A 14936-nucleotide genomic window follows, 5' to 3' on the forward strand; every position below is an offset into this window, starting at 1 on the left:
GCTGCCAGTCACGGTTGCAAAGAGCAAAGTCACCTTCGACAAGGCATCTCTTTGAGAGAGATGCTGGACGCTCCGGGTTTGCTTTCGTCTTCCGGCTATGAGCCTTCCGACTTCCACACTTCCGAAGAGCCCCTCGGCTTCTTCACCCCTTGGCGGCTGTCCGGCCTCTTGTCCGGATACCTACCGACTGACACACGACCACAGGCACGTGCGAAATTGGGCAATCCGCACATAAGTGTTTTGACTCTGGTTCGCAAGAGATTTTTTAGGCTGCGAGCAGAATTGCCTAACATCTGCTTGCGAAGTGTTGCGCGAGCGCCGCGGAAGATGAACGCGCGTTAAGTTTCTGCGCGCGTGTCTCGGGCGCGAGGAAGTGTCAGCCGCGCTTCGTGAACGGCTCGACGCGCTGAGCGGCGCGGATGAAGGCAGTCATCACGAGCACGCCGAGCGCAAACAGCGTGGCCTGAAGGATGTGCGTGCCCTGCTCGCCGAGCCCGAACAGGATCGCGAGCGCCCAGCCGCCGGCAAACGCCGCGCCGAACACCTCGGCGCCGATCAGGATGGCGGCGCTGATGACGGTGATGACGCTCGGCCAGACGATCCGACGGGAAGACGAGGAGGTCGCGTTCATGAGCTCAGGGGTCCTAGGCTTGAAGGGCCGCAATCTCCCCGAAAAGGCAGCCGGGAGCAAGGGCAAATGGCCCAAAAAAGCCCCATCGCGTGCTATAGCTGGCCGCAACAATCGAGCCACAAATCGGGACTTGTAATGTCAGAACCCCGCCAAACTACGGACACCGAGACCAACCCGCTGCTGAAGGCCTGGGTGACGCCGTTTGCGACCCCGCCCTTCGACGAGATCAAGCCGGAGCACTTCATGCCGGCCTTCGAGCAGGCCTTCGCCGACCACTCCGCCGAGATCGCAGCGATCACCAACGACCCGACCGCGGCCGACTTCGCCAACACCATCACGGCGCTGGAGCGCTCGGGCAAGCTGCTCAGCAAGGTCGCGTCGGTCTTCTACGACCTCGTCTCGGCGCATTCCAACCCGGCCATTCTGGAGATCGACAAGGAGGTTTCCTTGCGGATGGCGCGGCACTGGAATCCGATCATGATGAACGCCGTGCTGTTTGGCCGCATCGCCCAGCTGCACGAGAACCGCGCCAATCTCGGTCTGACACCGGAACAGCTCCGCTTGCTCGAGCGCACCTACACCCGCTTCCACCGCTCCGGTGCCGGCCTCTCCGAAGAGGCCAAGACGCGGATGGCGGAGATCAACGAGAGATTAGCCCAGCTCGGCACCAGCTTCAGTCATCATCTGCTCGGCGACGAGCAGGAATGGTTCATGGAGCTCGGCGAAGCCGACCGCCAGGGCCTGCCGGAGAGTTTTGTCGCCAGCGCCAAGGCTGCGGCAGAAGAACGCGGCATGGCTGGCAAGGCCATCGTCACCCTGTCGCGCTCCTCGGTCGAACAATTCCTGAAGAGCTCGTCCCGGCGTGACCTGCGCGAGAAGGTCTACAAGGCCTTCACCGCGCGGGGCGACAACGGTAATGCCAACGACAACAACGCGACCATCGTCGAGGTCCTGAAGCTGCGCGAGGAAAGCGCCAATCTCCTGGGCTACCCGACCTTCGCGGCCTACCGGCTCGAGGATTCCATGGCCAAGACGCCGGAAGCGGTGCGCGGCCTTCTGGAGCGGGTCTGGAAGCCGGCGCGGGCGCGGGCGCTCGCCGACCGCGACGACATGCAGGCGCTGATCACGGAGGAGGGCGGCAATTTCAAGCTCGCTCCCTGGGACTGGCGCTTCTACGCCGAAAAGCTGCGCCTTCAGCGCGCCAATTTCGACGACGCCGCGATCAAGCCCTATCTCGCGCTTGATCACATGATCGCGGCCGCCTTCGACTGCGCCACGCGCCTGTTCGGCGTCACCTTCGAGGAGCGCAAGGATGTGCCGGTCTGGCATTCGGACGTCCGGGTCTGGGAGATGAAGGGGCGGGACGGCAAGCACAAGGCGCTGTTCTATGGCGACTACTTCGCCCGGCCGTCGAAGCGCTCCGGCGCCTGGATGACCTCGCTGCGCGACCAGCAGAAGCTCGACGGCGAGGTCGCGCCGCTGATCCTCAACATCTGCAACTTCTCCAAGGGCGCGGATGGGGAACCCTCGTTGCTGTCGCCCGACGACGCCCGCACCCTGTTCCACGAGTTCGGCCACGGCCTGCACGGGATGCTCTCAAACGTGACCTATCCGTCGTTGTCGGGCACCTCCGTGTTCACCGACTTCGTCGAATTGCCTTCGCAGCTCTATGAGCACTGGCAGGAGCGGCCCGAGGTGCTGCAGCAGTTCGCCCGCCATTACCAGACGAGCGAGCCGCTGCCGGACGATCTGCTGCAACGGTTCCTGGCCGCGCGAAAATTCAACCAGGGTTTTGCCACGGTCGAGTTCGTCTCTTCGGCGCTGATCGATCTCGAATTCCACACCCAACCGGCTTCCGCCGCGCAGGATGTCCGCGCCTTCGAGAGACGCGAGCTGGAAAAGATCGGCATGCCCGAGGAGATCTCGCTGCGTCACCGTCCGACGCAATTCGGTCACATCTTCACCGGCGATCATTATGCGGCCGGCTATTACAGCTACATGTGGTCGGAGGTGATGGACGCCGACGCCTTCGGTGCATTTGAGGAAGCCGGCGACATCTTCGATCCCGCCGTCGCAAAGCGCCTGCACGACGACATCTACTCGAGCGGCGGATCGGTCGATCCGGAAGCCGCCTATGAGGCCTTCCGCGGCCGGCCGCCGGAGCCGGACGCGCTCTTGCGCCGTCGCGGCCTGCTCGACGCCCCGAAGGCTGCCTGATGGGCATGCGGGCCCTGCTGGGGCTGCTGCTCGCCGTCGCCCTGTCGCTCGCGGCAGACGCGGCGCGGGCGCATCCGCATGTCTGGATCACCGCGACCAGCGAGCTGCTCTACGCCCCCGACGGCACCATCACCGGCGTGCGCCACGCCTGGACTTTCGACGACATGTTCTCGGCCTATGCAGTGCAGGGGCTCGAGAGCAAGACCAAAGGCGCCTATACCCGCGAGGAGCTGGGGCCGCTGGCGCAGACCAATGTCGAGTCGCTGAAGGAATACGCCTACTTCACCTTCGCGCGAGCCGACGGCAAGAAGGAGCGATTCCAGGAGCCGGTCGACTACTTCCTCGACTACAAGGATACCGTGCTGACCCTGCACTTCACGCTGCCGCTGAAGAACCCGGTCAAGCCCAGGCAATTGGTGCTCGAAGTGTTCGACCGCTCCTTCTTCATCGACTTCCAGATGGCCAAAAACAATCCGGTCAAGCTGGTTGGCGCGCCCGCCGGCTGCCAGATGAAGCTGGAGCGCCCGAGCGACGGCACCGCGAGTGCCCAGAAGCTCAACGAGCAGACTTTTATGAACGGCGAGAATTCTAATTTCGGCATGATGTTCGCCAACAAGATCACGGTGGATTGCCCTTGAAGCCGCAACTCACGCCTCTCGGGCGCGGGCTCGCCGTCTGCGCCGGCGTTCTTCTCGTCGTGGCCATGGCCGACGCGGCGCTCCACGATCTCCTCGCGCAAAATCCGTTCGGCGCGCCGCGTTCGCCACAAGCCGCTCAGCCTGAGGCCAGTGGCCTCATCGGCTGGCTCTTGGCAAAACAGTCGGAATTCTATCGCCAGATGTCGGCGACGATCCGCGCCGCCAAGTCCGACGGCTCGGCGGTGTGGACGCTGCTCTTCATCTCGTTCGCCTATGGCATCTTCCACGCGGCCGGCCCCGGTCACGGCAAGGCGGTGATCGCCTCCTATCTCGTCGCCAATCGCGAGACCGCGCGGCGCGGCATCGTGCTGTCGTTTGCCTCCGCGCTGATGCAGTCGCTGGTGGCGATCCTGATCGTCGGTATCTCGGCCTGGGTGCTGAATGCGACCGCCAAGACCATGTGCAAGGCGGAAGGCGCGATCGAGATCGCAAGCTACGCGCTCATCGCGCTGTTCGGCCTGCGCCTGGTCTGGCTCAAGGGCGGCACCTTCATCCGTGCGCTGCAGGCGGTTCAGCCGGTGCCGGCGATCGCGGGCGTGCCGCATGACCACGGTCATCAGCATCACCATGAGGCGCATGATCATCATGGTCACGATCATGCCCATCATCACCACGAACATGACCACGTCCATGACGAGCATTGCGGCCATTCCCACGGCCCCACGCCGAGCGAGCTCGCCGGCCCCGGTGGCTGGGGACGCGGCTTTGCCGCGATCCTGACCGTAGGCATTCGCCCCTGCTCGGGCGCGATCCTGGTGCTGGTGTTCGCGCTGGCCCAAGGCCTGTTCTGGGCCGGCATCGCCTCGACCTTGCTGATGGGGCTCGGCACCGCGATCACGGTCGCAGCCATTGCCGTGGTCGCCGTCTCCGCCAAGGACATCGCCGCCCGCCTGAGCGCCGGACGCAACGGCGGCAGCGCACTTTTCATGCGCGGCATCGAATTCGCCGCCGCCGGCCTCGTGCTGCTGTTCGGTGCAGGCCTGTTGTTGGGTTACATCGCGGCCGAACGGACGACGTGTTTTTGAGCGGCAGGTGTTGTAGCCCGGATGGAGCGAAGCGCAATCCGGGACAGTGCCGCCGTGGAGGAACCCCGGATTACGCTTCGCTCCATCCGGGCTACGATCTCAAGCTCACACCGGCAAGAACTGCTTCAACGCCGGCATGAAGAAGATCCCGAGATTGATCGCAAAGCCGATGCTCCAGAGGATGGAGCGCAGCGTCGGGCGGTTGCCGAGATAGGTCAGCACATAGGCGATCCGCACGATCAGGAACAGCGCCGCGAGCTCGTCGATCAGGCGCTGCGGCGACTCCCTGTATTCGGCCAGCAGCACCGCGAAGGCGAAGAACGGAAAGGTCTCGATGCCGTTCTGGTGCGCGCCGAGCGCGCGCTGCGCGATGGCGTCCTCGAAGAAGGCTGGATCGCGCGGCCGCGAATTGTCGAAGCCACGAAATCTGATCCATTTGATCGAGACGATCGTTAAGAGATAGAGCAACAGCGCCCCGAAAACGCACCATTCCGCCAGCGTCATGGTTCTCTCCCCTGCGCACCGACCCTAGCGAAACCGGCCCAATCTTGACAAGTTCGGAACAACGCGCGACGCAACGGATCATGATGACAATCGCCCCCAGCCAGACCGCGATGCCGGCGACGCAGCCCGCCCCCTCGGGGGTCGGCGTACTCCTGGTCAATCTCGGCACGCCCGATACCGCCGACGCGCGCGGCGTGCGGGTCTATCTGAAGGAGTTCCTCTCGGACGCTCGCGTCATCGAGGATCAGGGCTTGATCTGGAAGGTGGTGCTGAATGGCATCATCCTGCGCACCCGCCCCCGCGCCAAGGCGCGCGACTATCTCAAGATCTGGAACACCGAGAAGAACGAGTCGCCGCTCAAGACCATCACGCGCTCGCAGAGCGACAAGCTCGGAGCCATGCTGTCGGACCGCGACCAGATCATGGTAGAGTGGGCGATGCGCTACGGTAATCCTTCGATCAAGTCGGGCATCGATGCACTGATTGCGAAGGGCTGCGATCGCATCCTAGCTGTGCCTCTCTATCCGCAATATTCCGCTGCGACATCGGCCACCGTCTGCGACGAGGTGTTTCGCGTGCTTGCCCAGCTGCGCGCGCAGCCGACGCTGCGGGTGACGCCGCCTTATTACGAGGACGAAGCCTATATCGAGGCGCTCGCCACCTCGATCGAGACGCATCTGGCGAGCCTGCCGTTCAAGCCGGAGCTGATCGTCGCCTCCTTCCACGGCATGCCGAAGGCCTATGTCGACAAGGGCGATCCCTATCAGGGCCAATGCGTCGCGACCACCGAGGCGCTGCGCCGCCGGCTCGGGATGGACGCGACAAAGCTGCTGCTGACCTTTCAGTCGCGCTTCGGATTCGACGAGTGGCTGCAGCCCTACACCGACAAGACCATGGAACGTCTGGCGAAAGAGGGCGTGCGCCGCATCGCGGTGATCACGCCGGGTTTTTCCGCCGACTGCCTCGAGACGCTGGAGGAGATCGCGCAGGAGAATGCCGAGATCTTCGAGCACAATGGCGGCGAGCAGTTTTCCGCGATCCCCTGCCTCAACGACAGCGACCCAGGCATGAACGTGATCCGAACGCTGGTGCTACGCGAGCTCCAGGGCTGGATCTAGTGAGCCTGGATCCGAGGAGCGCCCCATGAACCGTCGCGAGGTTCTGGCGCTTCTTGGGGTGACCGCTGCGCTGCCGGCCTCGGTGCTGGCGCAAACGAATGCGACGCGCCGGCTCGGCGTGCTCTCGGTCACTGCGGCCGACGATGTGATCGGGCAGACGCGTAGCGCGGTCCTGGTCCAGGCGCTTGCCGGCCATGGCTGGAAGGAGCACGACAACCTCAAGATTGATTGGCGCAACGGCGGCGGCGACCGCGCACGGATCGCGCAATTCGCCGACGAACTCGTGGCGCTCAAGCCCGACATCCTGCTTGCGGTCGGCACGCCCTCGGTCGAGGAGCTGCGCCGGCGCACGGCGACGATCCCGATCGTTTTCGCCGTCGTCACCGATCCCGTCAGCCAGGGCTTTGTCCAGAATCTCGCCCATCCCGGCGGCAATGTTACCGGCTTCACCGATTACGACGGCCCGCTGGCTGGCAAATGGCTGGAGATGCTGACGCAGGTCACGCCAAGACCGTCCCGTGTGTTCGTGGTCTACAATCCCGCCACCGCGCCGTTCGCGCCCCTGATGCTGGGTACGATCGAGGACGCTGGGCGCGCGCTCGATGTGACGGTGGAGTCCACGCCGGTCCATGACACGGCCTCGATCGTCGCCCTGGCTTCGCGGAAGGATGGCGGCCTGCTGGTGCTGCCGGACTTCTTCACCATGTCCAACCGTGCGCTTCTGCTGGCGGCCATCAATGAAGCGCGTGTGCCGGCGGTGTTCTGGAGCCGCACCTTCGTCGACGAGGGTGGCTTGATGTCCTACAGCACCGACAGCGCCGAGCAGCTCCGCCGCGCCGCCTCCTATATCGATCGCATCCTGAAGGGGGCGCGGGCGGCCGACCTGCCGGTCCAAAATCCAACCACGTTCGAGCTGGCGATCAACTTGAAGACGGCCAGGGCGCTCGGCGTCACGCTTTCGCCAAGCCTGCTCGCAACCGCGAACGAAGTCATCGAGTAGGATTTGGCTGCGACCGCCGGCATGGCCGGATTCGTTAATTTCGTCGCTAGGTCTGCGCCAGCACGCTTTCAAGAGCGCCTCGCAAATACATAATCGCGACCATTCCCTCTCCCGGCGTCTTGTGTAGAATCCTGCCGATGACGAAATCATCCACGACCGCTGAACACTGAATCCTTTACTGAACGCTTTACTGAACCCCTGGGGTCGTGATCCCGACCAATGACAGCGCGGAAAAGGGCCTTTTCCCGACAATCTTTCCCGCCTTGGAGGAAATATGAGCGGTTTCGACATTTTCGCGATCGTCCTGGTCTTGCTCGTCATCGTCACGCTGGTGGCCGGCGTGAAGACGGTGCCGCAGGGCTATGATTGGACCATCGAGCGATTCGGCAAATACACCCAAACGCTGAGCCCCGGGCTCAATCTGATCGTGCCCTATTTCGATCGCGTCGGACGCAAGATCAACATGATGGAGCAGGTGATCGACATTCCCGAGCAGGAGGTGATCACCAAGGACAACGCCACCGTGACGGTCGACGGCGTCGCCTTCTTTCAGGTGTTCGATGCCGCCAAGGCGAGCTACGAGGTCTCCAACCTGACCCAGGCCGTCACCGTGCTGACCATGACCAACATCCGTTCGGTGATGGGTTCGATGGATCTCGACCAGGTGTTGTCGCACCGCGACGAAATCAACGAGCGCCTGTTGCGTGTGGTCGATGCCGCCGTCTCGCCCTGGGGTCTCAAGGTCAATCGTATCGAGATCAAGGACATCGTGCCGCCGGCAGACCTCGTCGAAGCCATGGGCCGACAGATGAAGGCCGAGCGCGTCAAACGCGCCGACATCCTTCAGGCCGAAGGTGCACGCCAGTCCGAGATCCTGCGCGCCGAAGGTGCCAAGCAGGGCCAGATCCTCCAGGCGGAAGGTCGCCGCGAGGCCGCCTTCCGCGACGCCGAAGCACGCGAGCGGTCGGCGGAAGCTGAGGCCAAGGCGACGCAGATGGTCAGTGAAGCCATTGCCAAGGGCGACGTCGCGGCGCTGAACTATTTCATCGCCGACAAATATATCAAGGCGTTCGGGCAGTTCGCGGACTCGCCGAACCAGAAGATCATCATGCTGCCGATCGAGGCCACCAGCATGCTCGGCTCGCTTGCCGGCATCGGCGAGATCGCGAAAGCCACGTTCGGCGAGAGTGCTGCATCCGCCGCTGCCGCCGCTCGTCGCGGTTCGGTGCCGACGACTGGGAGCACGCCGCCGGCGGTGCCGCCGCGGCAGGGGTAAAGCGCATGCCCCGGAAAAGTGGACACCGGTTTTCCGACAAGGGCATGCGTCATTTCAAAGAGGTCGTGTCATGACCGACATGTTCGTATCGCTCGGCACCTGGAACTGGCTGATCTTCGGCTTCATCCTGATGGCGCTGGAGGTGCTGGCGCCGGGCGTGTTCCTGTTCTGGCTCGGACTGGCCGCGCTGCTGGTCGGGCTGATCTCGTTCGGAGTAGCGATATCCTGGCAGATCCAGCTCGTGATGTTTGCGATCTTCGCCGCCGCCGCCGTGCCGGTATGGCGCCGCCTCGCCCGGCCGAAGCCGGATGCAATTGCCGCCAGCCCCTTCCTCAACAAGCGTGCGGATGCGCTGCTCGGCCGCGAGTTCACGCTGGAGAAGCCGATCGTCGACGGCAACGGCACCATGCGCATCGGCGACACCGTCTGGCGCGTCGCAGGTCCCGATACGCCGGCGGGCACGCGTGTGAAGGTGGTGCAAGTGGACGGTGCGAATCTGACGGTGGCGGCGACGTAGTCTTATCTTATCTCGCCCCGCTTGCGGGGAGAGGTCGGATTGCATCGAAGATGCAATCCGGGTGAGGGGGAGTCTCGGCGAAGGCAGCTGTCACTGAATTTGCGGAGGCAGCCCCTCACCCCAACCCTCTCCCCGTAAGAACGGGGAGAGGGAGATGACCGGCGTCTCAGCTCTTCTTCCACCTCTCCGCAAACCGGTGCAGTGGCATGAACGTCTCGCACAATTCCCGCCCGAGCGCCGTCAGCCCGTAACCGCCGGCTTCGCCGAGCTCCACGAACCCGGCCTCGCGCAAATCGTCCAGCCGCGCCTGCAGCACCGTGGGCGAGGCCTCGTCGCAGGCCGTTCGCAATGTGCGCGAGGTGAGGGGGGCATCGCGCAGCTCCCACAGGATCCGCAGGCTCCAGCGGCGCCCCAGGATGTCGAGCAGCGCCATGATCGGTCGCCCGGTGCGCGAGCCTCGGACGCCGCGCGATCTCGAACTGGTCGGTTTCGCCATCGTCCCCCTCTTGCGCGCCGCTACACATAGTGTAGCGTTATGCTACAAGAAATGTAGCAAGAGAGGCGGCCAATGTCCCAAGCCACATCGCGCATTGCCCCGCTCACCCCGCCTTATCCCCCGGAAATCCAGGCGCAGTTCGACCGCATCATGCGCGGTGCGCCGCCGCTGCTGCTGTTCCGGGTGATGGCGGGCCATACCCGCGCCTGGGACAAGTTTCGCGCCGGCGGCCTGCTCGATCCCGGACCGCTGTCGCTGCGCCAGCGCGAGATCGTCATCGACCGCACCTGCGCGCTGAACCAATGTGAATATGAATGGGGTGTGCACGTCGCGGTCTTCGCCGCGCCGGCGAAATTCACCGAGGAGGAGGTGCGCGCGACCGTGCTGGGCGATGCGGCGTCGTCGTGCTGGTCCCCGGCCGAGCAGGCGCTGATCGCCGCCGTCGAGGCGCTGCATCACCGCGCGACGCTTGACGACGCCGAGTTCGCCGCGCTGTCGGCGCATTATGACGAGGCGCAGATCCTGGAGATCATGCTGCTGTGCGGCTTCTACCGCACGGTGTCGTATCTGGCGAACGGGCTGCGGCTGCCGCTGGAGGAGACGGGGGCAAGGTTTCCGCAGCTCTAGCCGCTCGTCATTGCGAGGAGCTCTTGCGACGAAGCAATCCAGGCTGTCTCCGCGGTGACAGTCTGGATTGCTTCGCTGCGCTCGCAATGACGAGCGGAGTGAGCGTGCCTTAAGCCACGCCAGCCCGCAGCAGATCGTGCAGGTGCACGATGCCCACCACCTTGTCCGCTTCGGTCACGACCAGCGTTGTGATCTTGCGGGTGTTGAGCACCTCGATCATCTCGGTGGCCAGCATCGAGGGCGGTACGGTTTTCGGCTGCCTGGTCATGATGTCGTCGACCGACGCCGTCAGCAGGTCCGGCCGCATGTGGCGGCGCAAATCGCCGTCGGTGATGATGCCGACAGCCTCGTTCGCATCGTTGACGATGCAGACGCACCCTAAACCCTTGGCCGACATCTCCATCACCGCGTCCGACATCTTGGTGCCGAGCGGCTTGAGGGGGATCTCCGCGCCGGTGCGCATGTAGTCGCGGACGAATTTCAGCATCGCGCCGAGCTTGCCGCCGGGGTGGAAATGCGCGAACTCCAGCGCGGTGAAACCGCGGCCCTCGAGCAGCGCGATCGCGAGCGCATCGCCGATCGCGGCCTGCATCAGGGTCGAGGTGGTCGGCGCCAGATTGTGCGGGCAGGCCTCGCGCGCCTTCGGCAGCTCGAGGACGATGTCGGCCGCTTGTCCCAGCGAGGACGTCGCGTTCGACGTCACCGCGATCATCGGGATCGCGAACCGCGCGGAATAGTTCACCAGGGTCTTCATCTCCGGCTGCTCGCCGGACCAGGACAGCGCCATGATGACGTCGTCGGTGGTGATCATGCCGAGATCGCCATGGGCGGCTTCGGCGGTGTGGACGAAGAAGGCGGGCGTGCCGGTGGAGGCCAGCGTTGCCGCGATCTTGCGGCCCATGTGGCCCGACTTGCCGAGCCCGGTGACGATGACGCGACCCTTCGCGTTGCGGATCAGATCGACCGCCTGGGCGAAGCTGGCGCCAAGCGGGCCACGCAGGGCGGCGGCGAGCGCGTTGATACCGCCACTCTCCGTTTCCAGCGTGCGGAGTGCGGATTCGACGCTGTCGGGAATGGGGCCGGATGATTGGGTCATCAGCGGTTTCGAACTCGGCATGTTCTGGTCCAGGGAGGAGGGGCGTTCGCCCGTTGGCGCCTGCTTAGCACGCCACGGCCTTGCATGCGACGAGGGCGCCCCGACCCTCAACCGGTCGTTAACCATAATTGTTTTAACTCCATTAACGATGGTTCCCGCCGATCGGTGGGGACGATCGCGAAAGTATTTGATTTCGTTGGAGTTTTTCCATCGTGGGGTCGTCTCCAGGCACGAGCCGGAGCAAACGCGCGCATTTCCTGCGCGCGGCTTTGCCGTGCCTTGCGCTGACGGTCCTCGGAAGCGCCCCCGTGGCCGCCCAGAGCCTCACCCCCGACCTGTTCAGTCCCAACCGCGGTGGCTTCGCCTCGCCCGACACGCTGCCGACGCGCCGTACCGCGGGCGTGCCGCAGGCACCGTCGGATGCGCTGCCGACACTGCCCGATCCCAACACCGATTTGCGCAAACGCCAGCAGACGCCGGCGCGCGCGGGCCAAAACCCGACCAACCAGAACCCGACCGGCCAGGTCCCGACCTATGGCCTGCCTGCCGCCAACGGCGCGAGCAGCTCCGGCTACGATTCGCTCAACCGCAAGCGGCAGCAGCCGAAGCTCTATCCGGGTCAGCCGAAGCCGAAGCGCCCTGCCGGTCCCGGCTCGCCGGTACCGCCTGCGACGCCTGAGCGAACGCTCGGCCCGCCGCGCATCGCGCCGCCGCCGTCCGAGACTGCGCACAAGACACCGGTGCCGCCGGCGATGGCCGGCAACGTGCCCGGCCAGCCGCTGCGCCGCCGCCTCAAGCTCGACGACGATGCGTTCGGCGCGGTCGGCGATTATGCTGGCAGCTTCCTGATCAAGGGCGGGCTCGAGCTCTCCACCGGCTACGACACCAACCCGGCGCGCCTAAACAAGCCGGTCGGCTCGCCGGTTTATGTGGTCGCGCCCGATCTCCTCGTGGCGTCCGATTGGGAGCGCCACGCGCTGGTCGCGGATCTGCGCGGCTCGTTCTCGGGCTACACCAACAACATGCCCGCGACGATCGACGGCTTTGCCTCGCCCTCGCCGGTCGAGGTCGACCGCCCCGACTTCAACGGCCACATCGACGGCCGCATCGACGTCAATCGCGATCTCAAGCTGACCACGCAGCTGCGCCTGCGGCTCGCCACCGACAATCCCGGCAGCCCGAACGTGCAGGCCGGCCTGCAAAAATATCCTGTTTACGCCGCCTATGGCACGACAGTCGGCTTCGACCAGACCTTCAACCGCTTCCAGGTCGCGGCCGGCGCCACCGTGGATCGCACCGCCTACACCAACTCGAAACTCACCGACGGATCGACATTCAGCAACGACGACCGCGACTTCAACCAGTATGGCGGCGTGGGGCGCTTCTCCTACGAGTTGAAGCCGGGCCTGAAGCCGTTCGTCGAGATCCAGGGCGACACCCGCGTCCACGACCAGGCCGCCGACCGCAACGGCTTCTTCCGCGATTCGAACGGCGGCTATGCCAAGGTCGGCACGTCCTTCGAGTTCTCGCGCATTCTCATCGGCGAGGTCTCGGTCGGCTATTCCGCGCGCAACTATGTCGACCCGCGCCTGAGCCAGCTCGCGGGCTTCCTCACCTCGGGCTCGCTGATCTGGAGTGCGAGCGGCCTCACCACTGTGAAATTCGCCACCGACACGCAGATCGCCGAGACCACCGTCCCCGGCTCCTCCGGCGTGCTGGTGCACACCTACGGGATCGAAGTCGATCACGACTTCCGCCGCTGGCTCACGGCCGTCGGCAAATTCACCTACGGCACCTACGACTATCAGGGCCAGAACCGCAACGACAAGACCTACTCGCTTGAAGGCAATCTGATCTACAAGCTCAACCGCAACATCTGGATCAAGGGCACGCTCCGCCACGACATCCTGGATTCGAACCAGCCGGGCTCAAGCTCGCAGGGGACGGTGGTGATGGTCGGTGTGAGGCTGCAGAATTAGGGAGGTCTGACCTTAGGCTCCTAGCTAATGTAGCCAAACCTCAGGTGTCGTCCTGACGAAAGCCAGGACCCATTACCCCAGGGAGTAGTTTGGCGAAGACTCGTCGTTTGGTATTGCGACCGGTCAACGATCGAGGGATCACGCGGTATGGGTCCTGGCTTTCGCCAGGACGACAGCGGATTGTTTGTCTGCCTTAAGCCGCGGCGGCTCGCGCCAATTCAGCGCGGCAGATCCGTCTTCCCCATCAGGAACGTATCGATCGACCGGGCGCACAGCCGGCCCTCGCGGATCGCCCACACCACCAACGATTGCCCACGGCGCATGTCGCCGGCGGTGAACACGTTCGAACGCGAGGTCTGGTAGTCGAGCGTGTTGGCCTTGACGTTGCCGCGGGGGTCGAGCTCGACCGAGAGCATCTTGAGCAGGCCCTCGTGCACGGGATGGACGAAGCCCATCGCGAGCAGGACGAGGTCGGCGTCGAGCTCGAACTCGGTGCCGGCGATCGGCTTGAACTTGTCGTCGACGCGCACGCAATGCAGCTTCTTGACCTTGCCGTTCTCGCCCGAAAACTTCTGCGTCAGCACGGCGAATTCGCGGATCGCGCCTTCGGCCTGGCTCGAGGACGTTCGCATCTTCAGCGGCCAGTTCGGCCAGGTCAGGCCCTTGTTCTCGTGCTCCGGCGGTGCGGGCATGATCTCGAGCTGGGTCACGGAGAGCGCGCCCTGGCGCAGCGAGGTGCCGATGCAGTCGGATCCGGTGTCGCCGCCGCCGATGACGACGACATGCTTGCCGGCGGCCAGAATCTCCTGGACGCCGTTCAACGGTTCATTGGACACGCGCCGGTTCTGCTGCGGCAGGAAGTCCATGGCGTAGTGGATGCCGGTGAGCTCGCGGCCGGGGATCGGCAGGTCGCGTGGGGCTTCGGCACCGCCGGTCAGCGCCACGGCGTCGTACTCGTTGAGCATCTCGCGCGGGTCGATATTGCCGTCGACGCCGACATGGCTGTTGTAGTGGAAGGTGACGCCTTCGCCTTCCATCTGCTTGACGCGGCGGTCGATGACGTTCTTTTCCATCTTGAAGTCGGGGATGCCGTAGCGCAGCAGGCCACCGGCCTTGGCGAACTTCTCGAACAGATGCACGTCGTGGCCGGCGCGTGCGAGCTGCTGCGCGCAGGCCATGCCGGCCGGACCCGAGCCGATCACCGCGACCTTCTTGCCGGTCTTGTGGGCGGCGATTTCGGGCTTCAGCCAGCCATTGTCCCAGGCGCGGTCGACGATCGCGCATTCGATGGTCTTGATGGTGACAGGATTGTCGTCGATGTTGAGCGTGCAGGAGGCTTCACACGGCGCCGGGCAGATGCGTCCCGTGAACTCCGGGAAATTGTTGGTCGAGTGCAGATTGCGCGAGGCTTCTTCCCAGTTGCCCTGATAGACGAGGTCGTTCCAGTCCGGGATCTGGTTGTTGACCGGGCAGCCCGGCGTGCCGGGCGAGACCGAGCCGGTGCCGTGGCAATAGGGAATGCCGCAGTTCATGCAGCGCGCCGCCTGGTCGCGCGTTTCCTTCTCGGAGAGGGGGACGACGAACTCGTGGAAATGCTTCACGCGCTCGGCGACCGGGGTGTACTTGCGGTCATGCCGTTCGATTTCGAGAAAACCCGTGATCTTGCCCATTAAACCCGAAGTCCCTGCCGTCTAATCGTTTGTTGTTTCCTCACCGTCATTGCGAGGAGCTCTTGCGACGAAACAATCCAGT

Annotated in this window: 14 protein-coding genes; 9 read left to right on the forward strand and 5 right to left on the reverse strand. The window is 64.5% G+C overall.

The genetic code is table 11. The features are described from left to right. Positions 1-376: 376 nt before the first annotated feature. Positions 377-631 (reverse strand): hypothetical protein, encoded by a 255-nt coding sequence (locus AC0L2J_RS04765; protein ID WP_473247304.1) that lies wholly within the window; start codon positions 629-631, stop codon positions 377-379. A gap of 135 nt (positions 632-766) precedes the next feature. Between AC0L2J_RS04765 and AC0L2J_RS04770 the strand changes: the two genes are divergently transcribed. Genes AC0L2J_RS04770 through AC0L2J_RS04780 form a run of 3 tightly spaced genes read left to right on the forward strand, consistent with a single transcriptional unit; the run spans position 767 to position 4571 of the window. Beyond that, positions 767-2848 (forward strand): M3 family metallopeptidase, encoded by a 2082-nt coding sequence (locus tag AC0L2J_RS04770; protein WP_473387493.1) that lies wholly within the window; start codon positions 767-769, stop codon positions 2846-2848. After that, positions 2848-3486, forward strand: a complete 639-nt coding sequence (locus AC0L2J_RS04775) for a DUF1007 family protein (RefSeq protein ID WP_473387494.1) — start codon at positions 2848-2850, stop codon at positions 3484-3486. Before AC0L2J_RS04770 ends, AC0L2J_RS04775 begins: the two co-directional genes overlap by 1 nt. Next, positions 3483-4571, forward strand: a complete 1089-nt coding sequence (locus AC0L2J_RS04780) for a nickel/cobalt transporter (protein WP_473387496.1) — start codon at positions 3483-3485, stop codon at positions 4569-4571. Before AC0L2J_RS04775 ends, AC0L2J_RS04780 begins: the two co-directional genes overlap by 4 nt. A 105-nt stretch (positions 4572-4676) precedes the next feature. Here the strand turns inward: AC0L2J_RS04780 and AC0L2J_RS04785 are convergent, their stop codons facing one another. Then, positions 4677-5075, reverse strand: a complete 399-nt coding sequence (locus AC0L2J_RS04785) for an MAPEG family protein (protein ID WP_007615161.1) — start codon at positions 5073-5075, stop codon at positions 4677-4679. A gap of 80 nt (positions 5076-5155) precedes the next feature. Between AC0L2J_RS04785 and hemH the strand changes: the two genes are divergently transcribed. From hemH to AC0L2J_RS04805, 4 genes are all read left to right on the forward strand, one after another. Further along, positions 5156-6193, forward strand: a complete 1038-nt coding sequence (gene hemH, locus AC0L2J_RS04790) for a ferrochelatase (protein WP_035974481.1) — start codon at positions 5156-5158, stop codon at positions 6191-6193. 25 nt (positions 6194-6218) lie between these two features. Beyond that, positions 6219-7193 carry an ABC transporter substrate-binding protein gene (locus AC0L2J_RS04795; protein ID WP_473387498.1) on the forward strand — a complete coding sequence of 325 codons (975 nt, stop codon included), beginning with the start codon at positions 6219-6221 and terminating at the stop codon, positions 7191-7193. A 274-nt stretch (positions 7194-7467) separates the two neighbouring features. Next, on the forward strand, positions 7468-8469 hold the full coding sequence (locus AC0L2J_RS04800) for an SPFH domain-containing protein (protein ID WP_007615156.1): 1002 nt from the start codon (positions 7468-7470) through the stop codon (positions 8467-8469). Between the two features lie 70 nt (positions 8470-8539). After that, positions 8540-8986, forward strand: a complete 447-nt coding sequence (locus tag AC0L2J_RS04805) for an NfeD family protein (protein WP_473387500.1) — start codon at positions 8540-8542, stop codon at positions 8984-8986. 166 nt (positions 8987-9152) lie between these two features. Here the strand turns inward: AC0L2J_RS04805 and AC0L2J_RS04810 are convergent, their stop codons facing one another. After that, positions 9153-9419 (reverse strand): winged helix-turn-helix transcriptional regulator, encoded by a 267-nt coding sequence (locus AC0L2J_RS04810; RefSeq protein ID WP_473387501.1) that lies wholly within the window; start codon positions 9417-9419, stop codon positions 9153-9155. A 135-nt stretch (positions 9420-9554) separates the two neighbouring features. Here AC0L2J_RS04810 and AC0L2J_RS04815 point away from each other — a divergent pair, with 135 nt between their 5' ends. Next, the gene (locus AC0L2J_RS04815) at positions 9555-10109 is read left to right on the forward strand and encodes a carboxymuconolactone decarboxylase family protein (RefSeq protein ID WP_473387502.1); all 555 of its coding nucleotides are present in this window, start codon (positions 9555-9557) and stop codon (positions 10107-10109) included. A gap of 109 nt (positions 10110-10218) precedes the next feature. Here AC0L2J_RS04815 and AC0L2J_RS04820 read toward each other — a convergent pair whose 3' ends face one another. Next, a complete protein-coding gene (locus tag AC0L2J_RS04820; RefSeq protein ID WP_473387504.1) occupies positions 10219-11226 on the reverse strand; it encodes a KpsF/GutQ family sugar-phosphate isomerase in 1008 nt (335 codons plus the stop codon). A gap of 191 nt (positions 11227-11417) precedes the next feature. Between AC0L2J_RS04820 and AC0L2J_RS04825 the strand changes: the two genes are divergently transcribed. Beyond that, complete coding sequence (locus AC0L2J_RS04825; RefSeq protein ID WP_473387506.1) at positions 11418-13184, forward strand: outer membrane beta-barrel protein; 1767 nt, start codon at positions 11418-11420, stop codon at positions 13182-13184. Between the two features lie 218 nt (positions 13185-13402). Here the strand turns inward: AC0L2J_RS04825 and AC0L2J_RS04830 are convergent, their stop codons facing one another. Then, positions 13403-14854, reverse strand: coding sequence for a glutamate synthase subunit beta (locus AC0L2J_RS04830; protein WP_473387508.1), 1452 nt, complete (start codon positions 14852-14854; stop codon positions 13403-13405). Positions 14855-14936: the final 82 nt, after the last annotated feature.

The sequence above is a fragment of the Bradyrhizobium sp. MV1.5 genome (assembly GCF_055807615.1).